The organism is Bacillus sp. IBL03825 (assembly GCF_024712505.1).
GTDB lineage: Bacteria > Bacillota > Bacilli > Bacillales > Bacillaceae_G > Bacillus_A > Bacillus_A wiedmannii.
In genome coordinates this window covers 2087339-2103324 of record NZ_JAMXKE010000001.1, presented here as the reverse complement: position 1 = coordinate 2103324, position 15986 = coordinate 2087339, and the positions used below count along the sequence as shown (strand labels likewise).

14 protein-coding genes are annotated in these 15986 nt (G+C 35.1%); 8 read left to right on the top strand and 6 right to left on the bottom strand.

Annotation, left to right across the window (positions count from 1 at the left end; genetic code table 11):
- Window positions 1-105 precede the first annotated feature (105 nt).
- Complete coding sequence (locus NHG49_RS10915; RefSeq protein ID WP_064473961.1) at window positions 106-1707, bottom strand: esterase/lipase family protein; 1602 nt, start codon at window positions 1705-1707, stop codon at window positions 106-108.
- A 791-nt stretch (window positions 1708-2498) separates the two neighbouring features.
- Between NHG49_RS10915 and NHG49_RS10910 the strand changes: the two genes are divergently transcribed.
- The 7 genes from NHG49_RS10910 (at window position 2499) to NHG49_RS10880 (ending at window position 9947) form a co-directional block, all read left to right on the top strand.
- A complete protein-coding gene (locus NHG49_RS10910; RefSeq protein ID WP_088046624.1) occupies window positions 2499-3437 on the top strand; it encodes an excalibur calcium-binding domain-containing protein in 939 nt (312 codons plus the stop codon).
- Between the two features lie 199 nt (window positions 3438-3636).
- The gene (ric, locus tag NHG49_RS10905) at window positions 3637-4344 is read left to right on the top strand and encodes an iron-sulfur cluster repair di-iron protein (protein WP_064473964.1); all 708 of its coding nucleotides are present in this window, start codon (window positions 3637-3639) and stop codon (window positions 4342-4344) included.
- 208 nt (window positions 4345-4552) lie between these two features.
- Window positions 4553-6958 (top strand): NADPH-nitrite reductase large subunit, encoded by a 2406-nt coding sequence (nirB, locus tag NHG49_RS10900; protein WP_064473965.1) that lies wholly within the window; start codon window positions 4553-4555, stop codon window positions 6956-6958.
- Between the two features lie 15 nt (window positions 6959-6973).
- Window positions 6974-7291 carry a nitrite reductase small subunit NirD gene (gene nirD, locus NHG49_RS10895; protein WP_064473966.1) on the top strand — a complete coding sequence of 106 codons (318 nt, stop codon included), beginning with the start codon at window positions 6974-6976 and terminating at the stop codon, window positions 7289-7291.
- A gap of 61 nt (window positions 7292-7352) precedes the next feature.
- Window positions 7353-8777 carry a uroporphyrin-III C-methyltransferase gene (locus NHG49_RS10890; protein WP_258125942.1) on the top strand — a complete coding sequence of 475 codons (1425 nt, stop codon included), beginning with the start codon at window positions 7353-7355 and terminating at the stop codon, window positions 8775-8777.
- Window positions 8774-9484, top strand: coding sequence for a sirohydrochlorin chelatase (locus NHG49_RS10885; RefSeq protein ID WP_064473968.1), 711 nt, complete (start codon window positions 8774-8776; stop codon window positions 9482-9484). Before NHG49_RS10890 ends, NHG49_RS10885 begins: the two co-directional genes overlap by 4 nt.
- The gene (locus NHG49_RS10880; RefSeq protein WP_064473969.1) at window positions 9477-9947 is read left to right on the top strand and encodes a precorrin-2 dehydrogenase; all 471 of its coding nucleotides are present in this window, start codon (window positions 9477-9479) and stop codon (window positions 9945-9947) included. The genes NHG49_RS10885 and NHG49_RS10880 overlap by 8 nt, the downstream gene beginning before the upstream one ends.
- A 223-nt stretch (window positions 9948-10170) precedes the next feature.
- On the opposite strand, the gene NHG49_RS10875 is transcribed toward NHG49_RS10880, so the two are convergent.
- A complete protein-coding gene (locus tag NHG49_RS10875; protein ID WP_064473970.1) occupies window positions 10171-11088 on the bottom strand; it encodes an AEC family transporter in 918 nt (305 codons plus the stop codon).
- Window positions 11089-11586: 498 nt separating this feature from the next.
- Window positions 11587-11784, bottom strand: a complete 198-nt coding sequence (locus NHG49_RS10870; RefSeq protein WP_098103193.1) for a PspC domain-containing protein — start codon at window positions 11782-11784, stop codon at window positions 11587-11589.
- A 574-nt stretch (window positions 11785-12358) separates the two neighbouring features.
- Here NHG49_RS10870 and NHG49_RS10865 point away from each other — a divergent pair.
- Entirely contained in the window at window positions 12359-13714 is a 1356-nt protein-coding gene (locus tag NHG49_RS10865; protein ID WP_258125941.1) for an RNA-guided endonuclease TnpB family protein, read from the top strand.
- A gap of 286 nt (window positions 13715-14000) precedes the next feature.
- On the opposite strand, the gene narK is transcribed toward NHG49_RS10865, so the two are convergent.
- From narK to NHG49_RS10850, 3 genes are all read right to left on the bottom strand, one after another.
- A complete protein-coding gene (gene narK / locus NHG49_RS10860) occupies window positions 14001-15170 on the bottom strand; it encodes a nitrate transporter NarK (RefSeq protein ID WP_000678171.1) in 1170 nt (389 codons plus the stop codon).
- Window positions 15171-15250: 80 nt separating this feature from the next.
- A complete protein-coding gene (gene moaD / locus NHG49_RS10855) occupies window positions 15251-15484 on the bottom strand; it encodes a molybdopterin converting factor subunit 1 (protein ID WP_000573685.1) in 234 nt (77 codons plus the stop codon).
- A complete protein-coding gene (locus tag NHG49_RS10850) occupies window positions 15481-15951 on the bottom strand; it encodes a molybdenum cofactor biosynthesis protein MoaE (protein ID WP_064473973.1) in 471 nt (156 codons plus the stop codon). The genes moaD and NHG49_RS10850 overlap by 4 nt, the downstream gene beginning before the upstream one ends.
- Between the last annotated feature and the right edge of the window lie 35 nt (window positions 15952-15986).

The following is a 15986-nucleotide window of genomic DNA, read 5'->3' as shown; positions in this document are numbered from 1 at the left end:
AATTCCATTGTACGTTTCTGTTAATCTAATAAACATGAAAAAAGTACCGAACTCTTCTACTACAAAAGTTCGGTACTTTTTATATTAAAAACTTCTCATTCTTTCTTACTTCTCCACATAAACCGACTTAACAATTGTACGATTATACGGTTGTCCTTCTTTATTCATCCCTTTTATATCCATCGTAATGTTGTATACTCCTGGTTGCTTTATGTCCTTCAAAGCACCAGTAAATGTAGTATTATTAACATTTTGTAATTCATTATATTCAGAGACTAGTTTCCCTTCTTTATTAACTACTCTTACTGTTATGGAAAGATCCCCTTTCATTTCAGGTGCTACAGGTGATTTTTTCAATTTATACTCAGATTTATTCACTTTAACTTTTGTAGGCATTTGGAGAACAAATGGTGCGCCACTGTTGTAATCGCTTACAATTAAAAATGCATCTTTCGACTGCTTCGCCATCATTTTAACTTTCCATTCTCCTACATCCATTTTATCAAATTTAAATGTTCTAATTGTCGCACCACCAAAGAAAGATTCACCTTCACCAGTAGTAATAACGCTATCCTTATTTGTATACATTTTTCCTTTTGGAGATATCATTTGTACTTCTACATCAGAAGACGCTGTTAAGATAGAAACTATTCCTTCAGCTTTTTTATCAACCGTAACGGTTTGCTCTATCCACTGATTTTGTGGCAATTCTCCTCCTAAAATGTTTTGATTTGAAGTTGTATTTAGTTGTTCTATATTTTCATTTGAACTAGTGCTGGATGCTACTAAAGCTGGTACAGCTACATTTGATGTACGTAAATATGGTTCAATTCGAGAGAAAACAGCAGATCCTTTTCTTATATTATCATGATCAAATCTGGAATCTGTAAATAAATGCGTTCCATACGGTAACTTAGCACTCCACTCATTTACTAGTCCATCATTTGAACCGTATGATGACAAATAGAACCCGCCCATAGATAACGCAGAAAATACTGGTCCCCAGCTAGTACCGGTAACCGTATAGTAACGGTTTAATTTAGCTGCTGGATTATTATCAATCGTTGAACGAAATTTTGCCATTTCCCCCATTTGTAATGAGTACGTACCATCATCTTTTTGACCTAATATAGAAGCAAGCCATCCTGCCCACCAACTATATGATAAATCCGCCAAGTTTGATCCATGATGTGGCGTCGCAAGCGTTATAACATTTCCAACAAATCGATTTGCACCATATCCTACTAATGCAGCCTGTGTATCGATACCGCCTTTACTATGTGCTACAATATTAACTTTTTTACCGAAGTGATTATATATTTCTTCTAATTTTTGTGCTAACAATTTTCCGTTATCCCACTGACTAGCTGACCCTTTCCCAGCAGCATCATATAATTGGATAAATACTGTTTGATAACCTGCTTTTAAAGCATAGTCATACATATCATTTATATCGTGATACACTGTCTTTCCATACCAACTATCAGCATTCCCATTCCTTCCTTGTACAAAAAGAATTGGAGGCTTATTCTCATCGTAATTAGCAGGTTTTTGACCTAAAAACCATTCTCCAGGTGTAAATACTTCTGTATCAGGAAATCCCTTTCCAAGCTCTTTTACAACTTCTGCTCGCACATTTGTGCTAATCATTGGAACCATGATAAAAAATACAATTAGTAAGGCAACACATCTTCTCATCAATCGCATGTTACTCCCCCCACTTTTTTTGAAAGAAGGTGCTCTTTGTAATTTTTTTTATCTTCTCTCTTAATACTAGATAATCTTTTTACTTAAACAAGATCTTGTCCCTATTCTCAAGAGATTACTAGTACCCCTTCTTCCTTAACACACGTTATTCTCTTTGATTCAATCTCTTCCTTTTGAGAGAGCGCTACAAAAAAGTTTCTCAACAATTGTTAACTTTACTGAATCCAAATATCCTCCAATTATTATTGTTTATATAAAGCATACAAATCTTGAAAAAACTTTAGTAAAAAAACACTTTATTACCAGCTAATTATAAAAAAGTTAATGGAGATATGTACTTTTATTTAATTAAATACAAACTAAACAAAATAGAGGCTTATACTATAAGACTTTCCTAACATTAAAAATTAAACTGAAATTTCAGAATAGAAAATAACATTTCCAGAAACATATATTATGATAATTTTCGCAGACTTGAATTAAACTTTTAGAAGTACTAACCTAGCGATGAGCAGAAGAAAATTCTGTAAAAAGAAAGGAGAATGCTTTATGATGACCAAGTTACCAATAATTGAAATTCCATTTAAACCCCCTCCTTTCAATCGATATATTATACTTTATGAATTCTCTTTAAAAACGTAATAGGAAATATATCTATTTTTCTTTATATATAAAATAAATATTTATAAATCTATTAAAAATACTAATTTTCTAAATTTATATAAATCGTGTAATATCCAATAAGTTCCTATATAATCAATAGTGAAAATCTTACAAATGGAGGTATAAAAATGGCGATTTTGAGTAATATTGGTGCAGCTTTATTTTTTATTGCTTTTATTCTTTTAATTTTATGTATCATTTCAATCTTTAAGAAAAATGGAAAAGCAAAACAATATGGTCGTCCTGCCGTTATTCTTTTTATGATTTCGATTGTATTCATAATAACTAGTGCTGAGACTTCTAATAACCCCATTGTTGAATTCTTTTCTATTTTAAGTTTTGTTTTATTTGTTTTCTTCCTTGTGTTAGCAATCTTATCCGTAATTAAAAAGACAGGTGTAGCAAAAAAACAATTTATTATCACTGCTATTTTATTTGTCATTTTTGTTGCATTATCAAGTATTTCAGCTCCTTCTTCTGAAAAGACGACAGCAACAAATAAACAAGTCGCTTCTAATAATGCAGAGAAAAAAGATGATAAAAAGAAAGAAGCGGACGAGAAAACTCAAAAGCAAGAAGATGAGAAGCGTCTAGCCGATGAACAAGCTCGTAAGCAAGAGGATGAAAAACGCCAAGCCGAAGAGCAAGCTCGCAAACAACAAGAAGAACAAAAACGTCTAGCTGATGAACAAGCTCGTAAACAACAAGAAGAACAAAAACGTCTAGCTGATGAACAAGCTCGTAAACAACAAGAAGAGCAAAAACGCCAAGCTGATGAACAAGCTCGTAAACAACAAGAAGAACAAAAACGTCAGGCTGATGAGCAAGCTCGTAAACAACAAGAGGAACAAAAACGCCAAGCTGATGAGCAAGCTCGCAAACAACAAGAGGAACAAAAAAAAGCACAGCAAGCTCAAACACAACCAGCTGCAAGTAACAATAGTAATGTAACTTACAAAAATTGTACTGAAGTTAAAAATGCTGGAAAAGCTCCATTATATAAAGACCAACCAGGTTATAGCTCTAAACTTGATCGTGATGGTGATGGAGTTGCATGTGAAAAATAGTAATAAAAAAGAAGCTTCTAGTAAGCTTCTTTTTTTATCAAATAGTATTGCGACTAATTACCTCCTCTCTCTTCCGTTTACAACACTCCTATTATTCTCAAAACTGACACATTATAAGTGATTTCAATCACCACATTGTTTTTCATTTATCGCTATTCTTAATTTAGATATTACATTTAAACTTTATGGAGGCATTCATATGGAACATACATTTACTGAAACTTCAATTGTTGGTGAGATTGTTACACAATTTCCGAAAGCTAGTGATCTTTTTAAATCGTATAGAATAGATTTTTGTTGCGGTGGTAATAAGCCACTTATTGATGCAATTCATGAAAGAAATTTATCAGCTTCTGAAGTAATTACAGAGTTAAATACGCTTTATCATAATACGAAACTATTAAATGAATCTGAAATTGATTGGAAAAATGCTTCTTATCGCGAATTGATTGATTATGTAATTAATAAGCATCATCGTTATTTAAATGAAGAGTTACCGCAGTTAAGTCCATATGTGACGAAAGTATTACGTGTTCATGGAGTAAATCAGCCTCATTTAGCTCAAATTCATAAGCTATTTCATGAACTTAAAATGGAATTAGAACAGCATTTAATTAAAGAAGAAACGGAAGATTTTCCATTAATTTTAGAATTTGAACAAAATCCAACTGATGAAAACTATGCAAAGTTACGTAAAGTAGTAGATGAACTAGAAAATGAACACAATCATGCCGGAAATATTATAAAAGAACTTCGTAAAGTGACAAATGACTTTACTCCTCCAGAAGGAGCTTGCGGCACTTATCGACTTGTGTATCAACGCCTTGAAGCGCTAGAGTCTGATTTATTTGAGCATATTCATTTAGAAAATAATATTTTATTTCCACGTGCCATTACGAGAGCATAAATTAAGTGCAGGACATGAGTGTAAATACTTATGTCCTGCTTTTTCATTTTGCGAAAAATATCCACGCCCCTCTCAAACAAATCAGAATTTTAACAATTTGTGAATCATTATAGAAGTGTGATAAATATCACATCTCCCCCTTTTTTGATTTTCTATAATAGAAATATAATCCTTTGTTCAATATTTCACATAAAAAGGGGAAACGAAAATGAAAAAACGTTTAGTTATGATCGGAAATGGTATGGCTGGCATACGCTGTATGGAAGAAATATTAAAACATGATAGTGATTCATATGAGATTACTATTTTTGGAGATGAACCGCATCCAAACTACAACCGTATTATGCTCTCTCATGTTTTACAAGGCAAAACAAATATGCAAGATATCATTATGAATGAATATAGTTGGTACGAAGAAAACGAAATAACTTTATACACAAACGAAAGAGTTCAAAGTATTAACCGAGAAGAAAAAATTATCATTACAGAAAAGAATCGTACTCTTACATATGACAAGCTCATTATTGCAACAGGTTCTAGTGCTTTTATTTTACCTGTTGAAGGTTCCACTCTTCCTGGTGTAACAGGATTTCGAACTATTGAAGATACACAATTTATGATAGATACCGCTAAAGAAAAGAAAAAGGCCGTTGTCATTGGTGGCGGGTTACTCGGTTTAGAAGCCGCGAGAGGTCTAATTGACTTAGGAATGGACGTGCATGTTGTTCATTTAATGCCAAACTTAATGGAGCAACAACTAGATACGAAAGCAGCTTCTTTATTGCGTGAAGATTTAGAAGCGCAAGGCATGAAGTTTTTAATGGAAAAGAAAACTGTAAAAATTCTTGGTACAGACTATGTTGCTGGCATTCAATTTGAAGATGGTGAAGTTGTAGATTGTGATTTAATCGTAATGGCTGTCGGAATACGACCAAATACGAAAATAGCCAGAGATGCTGGTCTCATTGTCAATCGCGGCATTGTAGTCAATGACTATATGCTAACAAATGATGAAGCCATTTATGCAGTTGGCGAATGCGCAGAACATGATGGTATCGCATATGGACTTGTTGCCCCTCTTTATGAACAAGGCACAATATTAGCAAAACATATAACGAATTTACAAACGAATGGATATATGGGCAGTATCGTTGGTACGCAATTAAAAGTTGCTGGTTGTGATTTATTCTCCGCTGGCCAAATTTATGAAGATGATCAAACGAAAGCAATTTCAATCTTTGATGAATGTAAACGTTCCTATAAAAAAGTATTAATTCGTGATAATAAAGTCGTCGGTATCGTTTTATATGGTGACACAGCTGACGGTACACGCCTCTTTAGCATGTTAAAGAAAGAAGAAGATATACAAGAATATACAGCCGCTTCCCTTCTTCACAAAGCTGGTGAAGAAAGTGAACTTGACGTTGCTACAATGAGTGCAGATGACACGATTTGTGGATGTAATGGTGTTACGAAAGGTACAATCGTTCATGCCATTTTAGAGCAAGAGTTAACTACTTTTGAAGAAGTAAAAGGATGCACGAAAGCCGCAGGATCTTGTGGTAAATGTCGTCCGCTTGTGGAGCAAGTTTTATCTCATACACTCGGAGATGCTTTTGATGCTTCCGCGCAGTCTGCTGGTATGTGCGGATGTACAACTTTATCACGTGATGAAGTCGTAGCCGCCATTCACGAGAAAGGTTTAAAATCTCCAAAAGAAGTACGAAATGTTCTTCGTTTTGTACATGAAGATGGCTGTTCAAAATGTCGCCCTGCTTTAAATTACTACTTACGGATGGCGATTCCAGAAGAATATGAAGATGATAAAGCGTCCCGTTTCGTTAATGAAAGAATGAACGGGAACATTCAGCACGATGGTACATTCTCTGTTATTCCACGTATGTACGGTGGTGTTACAACAGCAGATGATTTAATGAAAATTGCTGAAGTTGCGAAAAAGTACGATGTTCCTCTTGTGAAAATTACAGGTGCGAGCCGAATCGGCTTATATGGTGTTAAAAAACAAGATTTACCTAACGTATGGGCTGACTTACATATGACTTCGGGATATGCGTATTCAAAATCGCTTCGTAATGTAAAATCATGTGTTGGTTCTCGCTTCTGCCGTTTCGGCACGAAAGATTCATTAGGACTTGGTATGTTACTTGAACAATCATTAGAAATGGTAGATACACCCCATAAAATGAAGATGGGAGTAACGGGCTGTCCACGTAACTGTGCGGAAGTACTGACGAAAGATTTTGGCGTTGTATGTGTCGAAAATGGATACCAACTTTATATTGGCGGAAATGGTGGTACAGAAGTACGCGAAGCTGATTTTGTAATGATCGTGCCTACTGAAGATGATGTCCTTCGCATCGCTACAGCTTACATGCAATATTATCGTGAAACTGGTATTTACGGAGAGCGTACTGCTTACTGGACAGAACGTTTAGGCTTCGATCACATAAAAGAAATACTGCAAGATACAAGTATGGTTACTACGCTAAATGAACGCTTCCAAACAGCTCGTAGCACATATACGGAAGCGTGGGGACAAGCACTAGAAACGAAGTCATTAAAAGCGATGTATGAAGTAGAAACTGTGAAATAAGGAGCTGTGATTTAAATGATACAAACGAAAGAAAAAATAAAAGTTATGTGTGCAGAAGACCTTCCTATACAAATCGGTAAAGAGGTGCAAATGAAAGGTATGTCTATCGCCCTATTCCGTCTTTCAAATGGCGATATTCGAGCTGTAGAAAATCGTTGTCCTCATAAAAACGGACCGTTAGCAGAAGGAATTGTATCTGGTGAATTCGTCTTTTGTCCACTGCATGATTGGAAAATTTCATTACTAACAGGTGAAGTTCAAAAACCTGATGACGGTTGTATTCAAACTTATGAAGTAGAAGTTATTAAGGGTGACATTTATATATACATGTAATTTTTAAAAAAGGAAGCCTCCCCCTGGCTTCCTTTTACATAAAAATAGAAGAGGTGCGATTATGAACGGATATGTATATTTAGTTGGTGCAGGACCAGGTGATGAAGGGCTTATTACAAAGAAAGCGATAGATTGTTTAAAGCGTGCAGATATCGTTTTATATGACCGTTTATTAAACCCTTTCTTTCTTAGTTATACAAAAGAAACATGTGAACTTATTTATTGCGGAAAAATGCCAAAGAATCATACTATGCGACAAGAAATGATTAACGCCCACCTCCTTCAATTTGCGAAAGAAGGAAAAATCGTTGTCCGCTTAAAGGGCGGAGATCCATCTATTTTTGGCCGCGTTGGTGAAGAAGCAGAAACTTTAGCAGCAGTGAACGTTCCATATGAAATTGTACCAGGTATTACATCTAGCATCGCCGCTAGTAGCTATGCAGGTATCCCCCTCACCCACCGTAACTACAGTAATAGCGTCACTTTATTAACTGGGCATGCAAAAGGTCCTTTAACCGATCATGGAAAATATAATTCATCTCACAATAACGACACTATCGCCTACTACATGGGTATAAAAAACTTACCTACAATTTGTGAAACCTTACTACAAGCTGGAAAGAAAGACAATACGCCAGTAGCAGTCATTGAATGGGGTACAACTGGTAAACAACGCGTCGTCACAGGTACACTTTCAAGCATTGTTTCTATCGTCAAAAACGAAAATATTTCTAATCCATCCATGACAATTGTTGGTGATGTCGTTTCCTTACGGGATCAAATCGCTTGGAAAGAACGTAAACCATTGCATGGTAAAAAAGTTTTATTTGCATCCGCAACAAATAAAACAAGTTCAATGGTGCAAAAGTTACAAGAAGCCGGTGCAGAAATATATCAAATTCCAACTTTCAAAAAGGAAGAATATACATTAACATTTGAACAAATCAATGAAATTTTTAACGTTGATCGCCTTGTTTTTTGTTCAGCTGAAAGTGTAGAAATATTGATGCGATCATGTAGTAAACATCAGAAAGATATTCGTTCCTTACAGGCGCAACTGCAATATTTGAACGTTGCCACTCAAGAAAAACTGATGCAATATGGGCTACTAAGTAAACAAGCAGAGTTCTCTTCCGATACTACTATTTATTTAGGACGAAATATTAATCGGATTGCTTTTATTCAAGAGAAAATTGGTGCCGGGTCATATATGGTGACTCATGCGTATACAATTGATCATCGTTTCGATGAAGTCCATTCTCGTATGCTTTCTGAATTCTCATGGGATAGCATTGTGTTTGACGGCCGTGCTTCAATTGATACGTTTCTATCAGAAGTAAAGCGCCTTGGCTTTATCGATATTCTTACTCTCCCCTTCTCGTATACCGACATTCCAACTTTACACTATGCGAATAAAGTCGGATTTCATAATGTAGATGAGCAATTACAAGACATGATTATGAAGAAAGATTTGGTGGTACGATGAAAGGAATTGTGTATGTTGGACACGGGAGTCGCTTGCAAGAAGGGAACGAACAATTCATTCACTTTATTCAATCTGTTATGAAAGAACGTAACGAAAGAATTCAAAAAATAGCTTTTCTAGAGCTAACGACACCTACCATTTCTGATGCAGTTACAGAAGCGATACTGGAGGGATCAACTGAAATAATGATTGTACCTGTTTTATTATTTGCAGCAGCTCACTATAAACGTGATATTCCTTTTGAAATAGAGCAACTACAAAAGAAATATCCACAAATAACATTTTCAGTTGTACCACCTTTTAGTACGCATCCACATATGGTGGAACTTGTAGTGAAAAGAATACGTGAAACTATGCCAATGCAAGATAGTAGTATTTTACTCGTAGGACGAGGTAGCAGTGATCCACAGCCGATACATGAGTTACAACAAATCGGAGCAGCTGTCGAACGAAAACTCGGTATGCAAGTATCGTGCTCCTTTTTAACGAAAGGAGCGCCCTCTTTTACTGCTGAGCTCAAGGCTATAACATCGACTGCGCCCCATGTATATGTCATGCCGTACCTTCTCTTTACCGGATTGTTGCTTCAAAAAATTAAATTGCATACAAAAAAATATGATCACGTTACGACTTGTAACTGCCTTCAGTTTGATACATATATGAAGTTAACATTATTAGAACGAATGGAGGAATGTGTGTATGTATAACATGTACCCTCTTATGTTTAATCTAAATAAAAAAGTGGTCGTTATCATTGGTGGAGGTAAAATCGCATATCGAAAAGCGTCTGGATTAAAAGATACAGGCGCTTTTGTCACCATTATCAGCCCAGAAATTTGCGAGGAATTGAAAGAACTGCCTTATATTACTTGGAAGCAAAAAACTTTTAGTGATGATGATATTAAAGATGCTCATCTTATTTATGCAGCTACAAATCAACATGATATAAATATGATGGTCAAACAAGCCGCACTTGATTTTCAATGGGTTAACGTTGTAAGTGACGGTACAGAATCATCGTTTCACACACCGGGTATCATTCGATATGATGAATATGTTGTAACGATTTCAACCTCAGGTAAAGATCCATCGTTTACAAAGCGTATGAAGCAAGAACTAACATCTATGTTTCCTAAACTTATAAAAAAGCTTTCTCGTACTCACAAATAATAATCTATTTCTTAACTAAAATAGTAATTACCTTTGGACAAACGTTTTTTAGAAGCGTTTGTTCTTTTTGTTTTGGTTCCTTTTTTGAATTAAGCCGCTTGATTATCAGGCATGGTACAATTGTAAACGACACCTAATATATCAAAGACTGTTTTCTTCTCATATCGATGGGATTTCTGTCCATCATTTACCGCCTCAAATCTATTCGTTTTTGCACGTATATTCAAAACAAAATATATGACAAATAAATAACGACAGTTACTGTAATAATGCTGAAAAGTGTTGAAAATAAAACGATTTGTGCATGTAATTCAGGCTCTATTTGATACTCCATAGCAATGGTTGATGTATTTCTTGAAGTAGGAAAAGAACTTGCAATAAATAATGATTGTGCAACAATACCATCAATGTTTAGTAGGTATATCATGGCAAGTGCTAATAATGGTCCCATCAATAATCTTCCAATTAAAGCCCATGTTATGACTCGATGGAAAAAATTAAGCTTAATGTTGGATAATTGCGCTCCTAGCAATATGAGTGCTATTGCAACAAAACTATTCGCAAGCTGATTAAGAGGTAGAAAGATATAATTAGGTATTTGAATTGTAAAAGATTGAAAGAGAACCCCTAATATGAGTGCATGAAATACAGGTAGTCTTAAAAATGATTGAATAATACTTCCGATTGTTTTTGTTGCTGATAGTAAGTTATATATCCCATATGAATAAGTTAAAAGATTCTGGAAAATGACAATAAAAATTTGAATGGAAACCCCCACTGGATTGTGACTGAAAATCAATTGACTTACTGGTAATCCATAATTACCGGAATTCATTAACGAAATGCTATTTTTTAGAGCTGCATTTTCTCCTTTTTCTAACTTTAATGTTTTTGAAATGAAATGACTTACTATCATCACACTCAGACTGTAAAGTATTAAATAGTATATTATCTGGAGCAACAAACCTGTTTCTATACTAATATCATATATATTCACAAATACAGCCGCTGGCATCAAGCAATAAGTAATAAGTGTAGATAGCTGCTTTAAGTTAAATTGGAACTTTCTTTGTAAGATTGCACCAATTAGCATCAATATTAATATTGGTAATATTACGTCTAATATAATAAAAACAAACATTTAAAACCTCATTCTACATATATTTTAGTTGGATTAAACGCTCTCTTTTCCTTAACATATCAAATATGACTCATTAAGAAAATTAGGGATTATTTATACAAATTCATAATTTTATCTTATCACCCTAAACTGTATTCTTTATTTTAAGTGTATTTTTTCACAATATCCATTAGCCTTACCCAAAAATCTGGGCCTAAAAATATGCAGTTTTTTCTCGTTATAGATACCTCCATATGTTTTTGAATTTCGAAACATTTCAATATTTTAATATTTTTTTATACATATTAATAGATATACTTTAGAAAGGAGCGACTATTTATCGATTCGTTAGCGATCAATAGTCATCGTTTCATTCAAAAGTTATTATTTTCGTTCTCGATATATTCCGACAAAGGCAAAGTCCCTTTCTAGTACGCTAAACGTGTAAGAGGCGAAGTACCTTTAGCTACTCGTTCCTTTAAAGTTCCCCATTGTGGAATTCGATTTAATTTCATACATTTATCGCTTAATTTCTTTATCTGTAGGCAAAACAATTGCAGCAATTATATAAAGTAACACTGTAAATCCACTAGTAAAAAAAACTGATAATGCAGTTACTATGCGAAGAATACTTACATCAATTCCATACTTGTCGCTTAAGCCACCTAACACACCTGATACTTGTTTATCTTGAGTGGACTTATATAACTTTTTCATCTAAACACCCCGATCCAATTAAATATTTGTATGTTAAAAATTAGTTCGATCTTTGGAAGAAATTTAAATTTTCTTTAACTAACCTACCCTTTAATTGAATAACATCTGATATCTATATTTTAACATAAAATCCCATAAAACTTCTGGTTTTCATTTTAATACCACATTATTTTAGAAAACAAGCATTTGTTAAGATAGCAATATAACATATTGAAGCCTATTACTAAAAGAACCATCCTAGATTACTTTAGGATGGTTCTTTTTCTTTATCCTTTTCGGCAAGAAGACTCCATCTGATGTGTGTTACGGGTGAAACCCAACAAATCAGGTGGAGATGAATTGCTATCAGTAGGTAGACCAAACACTTTTGTTTCTTTTTGTCTTACGATACAATCTGCCCTTAGATAAGGAGGGAATAGATCGTAAGACAACGAAATTGGATAATCATAATCCTTTTGTTACTTGAGCCAATAGGAATTGCGATGCAGACTATGTTCACATTTTGTTCCGTTCCAAATATTGATTTGTCAAAAAAATAATTTTAATGAACTTTCTAAGAAAGGTGGTGAAAACTATGACTAGGAAGAAAGCAGTGAAAGTATTACGTAAACAAAAGAAAAGAGAAACTATGCAACGTTTTACGCAGAAACAAAATATCGGACGAGCTTGCCTGACTGCCAAAGAAGTCCGCTTACTGCAACGCATGCCACATAGTTCAAAAGCATTGCGAAATGTTGGGTTGTACACGATGAAACAAAGTTATTTGAACCATAATAAAATGGCTACTGTAAAAGAAGTGGATACTACCATGCAAGCCGATATGAACTACTGGGGCATTCAATCAAACTCTGTTCAAGCAATTCGTAGAGCCTTATATGCAGAAGTAAAGAGCTTTTTTAAAGCGATGGAAAAATGGAAGAAAAATCCTGAGAAGTTCACAGGGCGTCCTAAGTTTCCGAATTATTCTCGTTCAACCGACAAACGAATTATTGAAATCTATCAAGTTCCAAAAGTGGATGATAACGGGTATTGGATGATTCCGATGAGTGTTGCATTCAGAAAAAAATTCGGTTCCATTAAAATACGTATGCCTAAAAACTTGAGAAATAAAAATATCTCCTACATTGAGATTGTACCGAAGCAAAAAGGTCGGTTCTTTGAGGTGCATTATACATATGAGATGCACGTCTCTCAAATGAAGAAACAATCAGCGACCACTAGTAACGCTTTGAGTTGCGATTTAGGTGTAGATAGATTAGTAAGTTGCGTGACAAATACAGGTGATACATTTTTAATTGCTGGAAAAAAACTAAAATCCATTAACCAGTACTTCAACAAAATGATACGTAATCTCCAACAGAAAAATATAGAAAATGGACTTTCGAAACGTGTTGTAACGAATCAAATGGCTGCACTTTGGCATAAACGCGAACGACAAATAAATGGTTACATTTCACAAACTGTAGGCCTGTTGTTCAAAAAAGTAAAAGCATTTGGCATAGATACGATTGTCGTAGGCTATAACGTTGGTTGGAAACAAAGATCTGATATGGGGAAAAAGAATAATCAAACGTTTGTTCAAATCCCGTTTCATAAACTGATTGCAGCGATTGAGAATAAATGTATAAAAGAAGGGATACGATTTTTAAAACAAGAAGAAAGCTATACTTCTAAAGCTAGTTTTCTTGATAAAGATCCGGTTCCAGTCTGGTCTAAGGATGATAAAACTTATTATCGCTTTAGTGGCAAACGAATCACCCGTGGTCTGTACAAAAGTAAAGCAGGAACATGTATCCATGCTGATATTAATGGTGCGCTGAATACATTGAAAAAATCAAGAGTTGTAGAATTGGATGAAAGTCTTAAAGTGAAAACACCTATTCTATTAGAAGTACAAAAACGTAAGGCTGTTGCTTCGCGCATAGCTTAGTGGGTGCGTCAACCATCTATGTGTACTCGACTTGTCGGGGCTTGTAGTACACGCCGGATTCATCTGAGTGGTGGCTTCTTCCATAAGGAAGAACTGCTCTTTTTCGAAAGGGTGGTGCAAGTGGGAAAACAATCGTTCGTTGCCAGTACCAACCAAAAACATACTTGGGGTGTTACCGTAAGGTGGCATGAATGCTAGAGCGTCAAATGTCTAGCGATAGATGAAAAGACCTAGCTTTCTAACTCAAGCCCCCACTGAAACGCTTCATCTCAGTGGGGGTAGTTGACTAATGATTCTTTAACATCACTAACAGCTTTTCTTGACTATACATCCATACTGTAATGATTAAACAAGCAAGTGCGACTTCTGATAATGCCATAAATCCAATTGCATAATGACCTGTTAGTTGGAATAGTAAAGTTAAAATTAGGGGTGGGAAGAACCCTCCTAGTCCGCCTAAAGCTGAAACGAGTCCATTTACAATACCAGCTTGTTCTGAGAAATACATTGGAACGAGTTTGAAGATTGTACCATTACCAATACCTGCGCAAAATGCGACTAGTAGGCAACCAAATGTATACACGTTCATACTAGGCATAAATGATAAAATAATACCTGAAAGTGTTAAACCGATAAATACGAAGATTAATATTTTAAACGGGTTAAACTTATCACCAAGCCAACCACCAATCGGACGCATCATTGTTGCTAATACGATGAATCCGGCTGTCCGCATACCTGCATCTACTTTTTCTAATCCGAAGTGAGATACTAAAAAGTTTGGTAAGTATACTGTAAATGCGACAAATGATCCGAATGTTAAAAAGTAAAAGATACATAAAAACCAAAGTTTTTCATTTTTATATACACCTTTTATTTGTTCCATTAATGGTGTATTCACCTTTTTCTCCTTACGATCACCTAATAAAAAGTTCATAAGTGCAAATGCTGCAAGTAAAACTAAATAACACTGTACTGTCGTTCTCCAGCCAACTGAAGTTGCAATGACAGGTGCTAAAAACGAAGTAATTGCTGTTCCGGCGTTACCGACACCGTAAATACCATTTACAAAACCGTGACTCTCTTTCGGAAAGTATTTCGGTAAAGAAGTTACCCCTACGGAGAATACGGCCCCACCGATTCCGACGAATAAGCCACCAATAATTAAATCCATCATTGAATTGGCAACACTAATATAAAAGACAGGAAATAATAATAGAATAAAACTAATAAAGAATAATTTTCTTGCTCCGAAACGATTTGTCCAATAACCAATTGGAATGCGAAGAACAGAACCTAAAATAACCGGTACTGCTGTTACCATAGAAATTTGTCCCGCAGTTAATGGAATATCCGCTTTAATATAAGGCATTAATGATGATAAAATAACCCATACCATAAAACCGATAACTAGATTAGAAGTTTGTAAACTTAATTGAAAATTAGGACCTTTCATCCTGTTCCCTCCTATGTATGCATAGTTATATTCATTCCCTCCAGCCTAATCACGTCCTAACATGATTAGGCTGAAAAGAATCAACCACCACTTACTGGCGGAATCATTGCTATGACATCGCCAGTTTGAATGATATCATCCTCATTTGCATACTCTTCATTGATAGCGACCATTATCTCACTTGAAATTGCTACGTTGTATTTCGTAATAAGGACTTCCTTTAGTTCAGCAACCGTAATATTTTCACAATCTATGTGTAATGCTGACTTACTTACTTCTTCTTGTAAATGTGCAAATAATAGTACTTCAATCATATTCTCATCTCCTTTCTAGGCTCACCATTTGCATACGCTACCTTCTCTAACTGATCACCTATCCATGACTCACCATCTTCCCAAAACTCTTTCTTCCATATTGGAACCATTTGTTTTATACGCTCCATAATATATTCGTTCGCCTCATAGGCAGCTTTCCGGTGTGGTGTAGAAACAGCGACGACAACAGCAAGATCAGAAATTTGTAATGTACCAATGCGATGTGTAATGGCGACATTTGTCCCAGGCCACTTCTCTCCTACTTCGGTGCCAATTCTCTTAAGCTGTTTCTCCGCCATTGACTTATATGCTACATACTCTAAATATAGCGTACGACGGCCTTTCGTAAATTCTCTAACAGTACCAATGAAAGTCGCAACTGCGCCACATTCACGACGAATTACTTTGTTTGTAACTTCTTCAATTGAAATAGGTGTATCAATTACTTCATAATACGTATGTGTCATCTTGCACCTCTTATCTTTGTATAAGTTAGCAATCT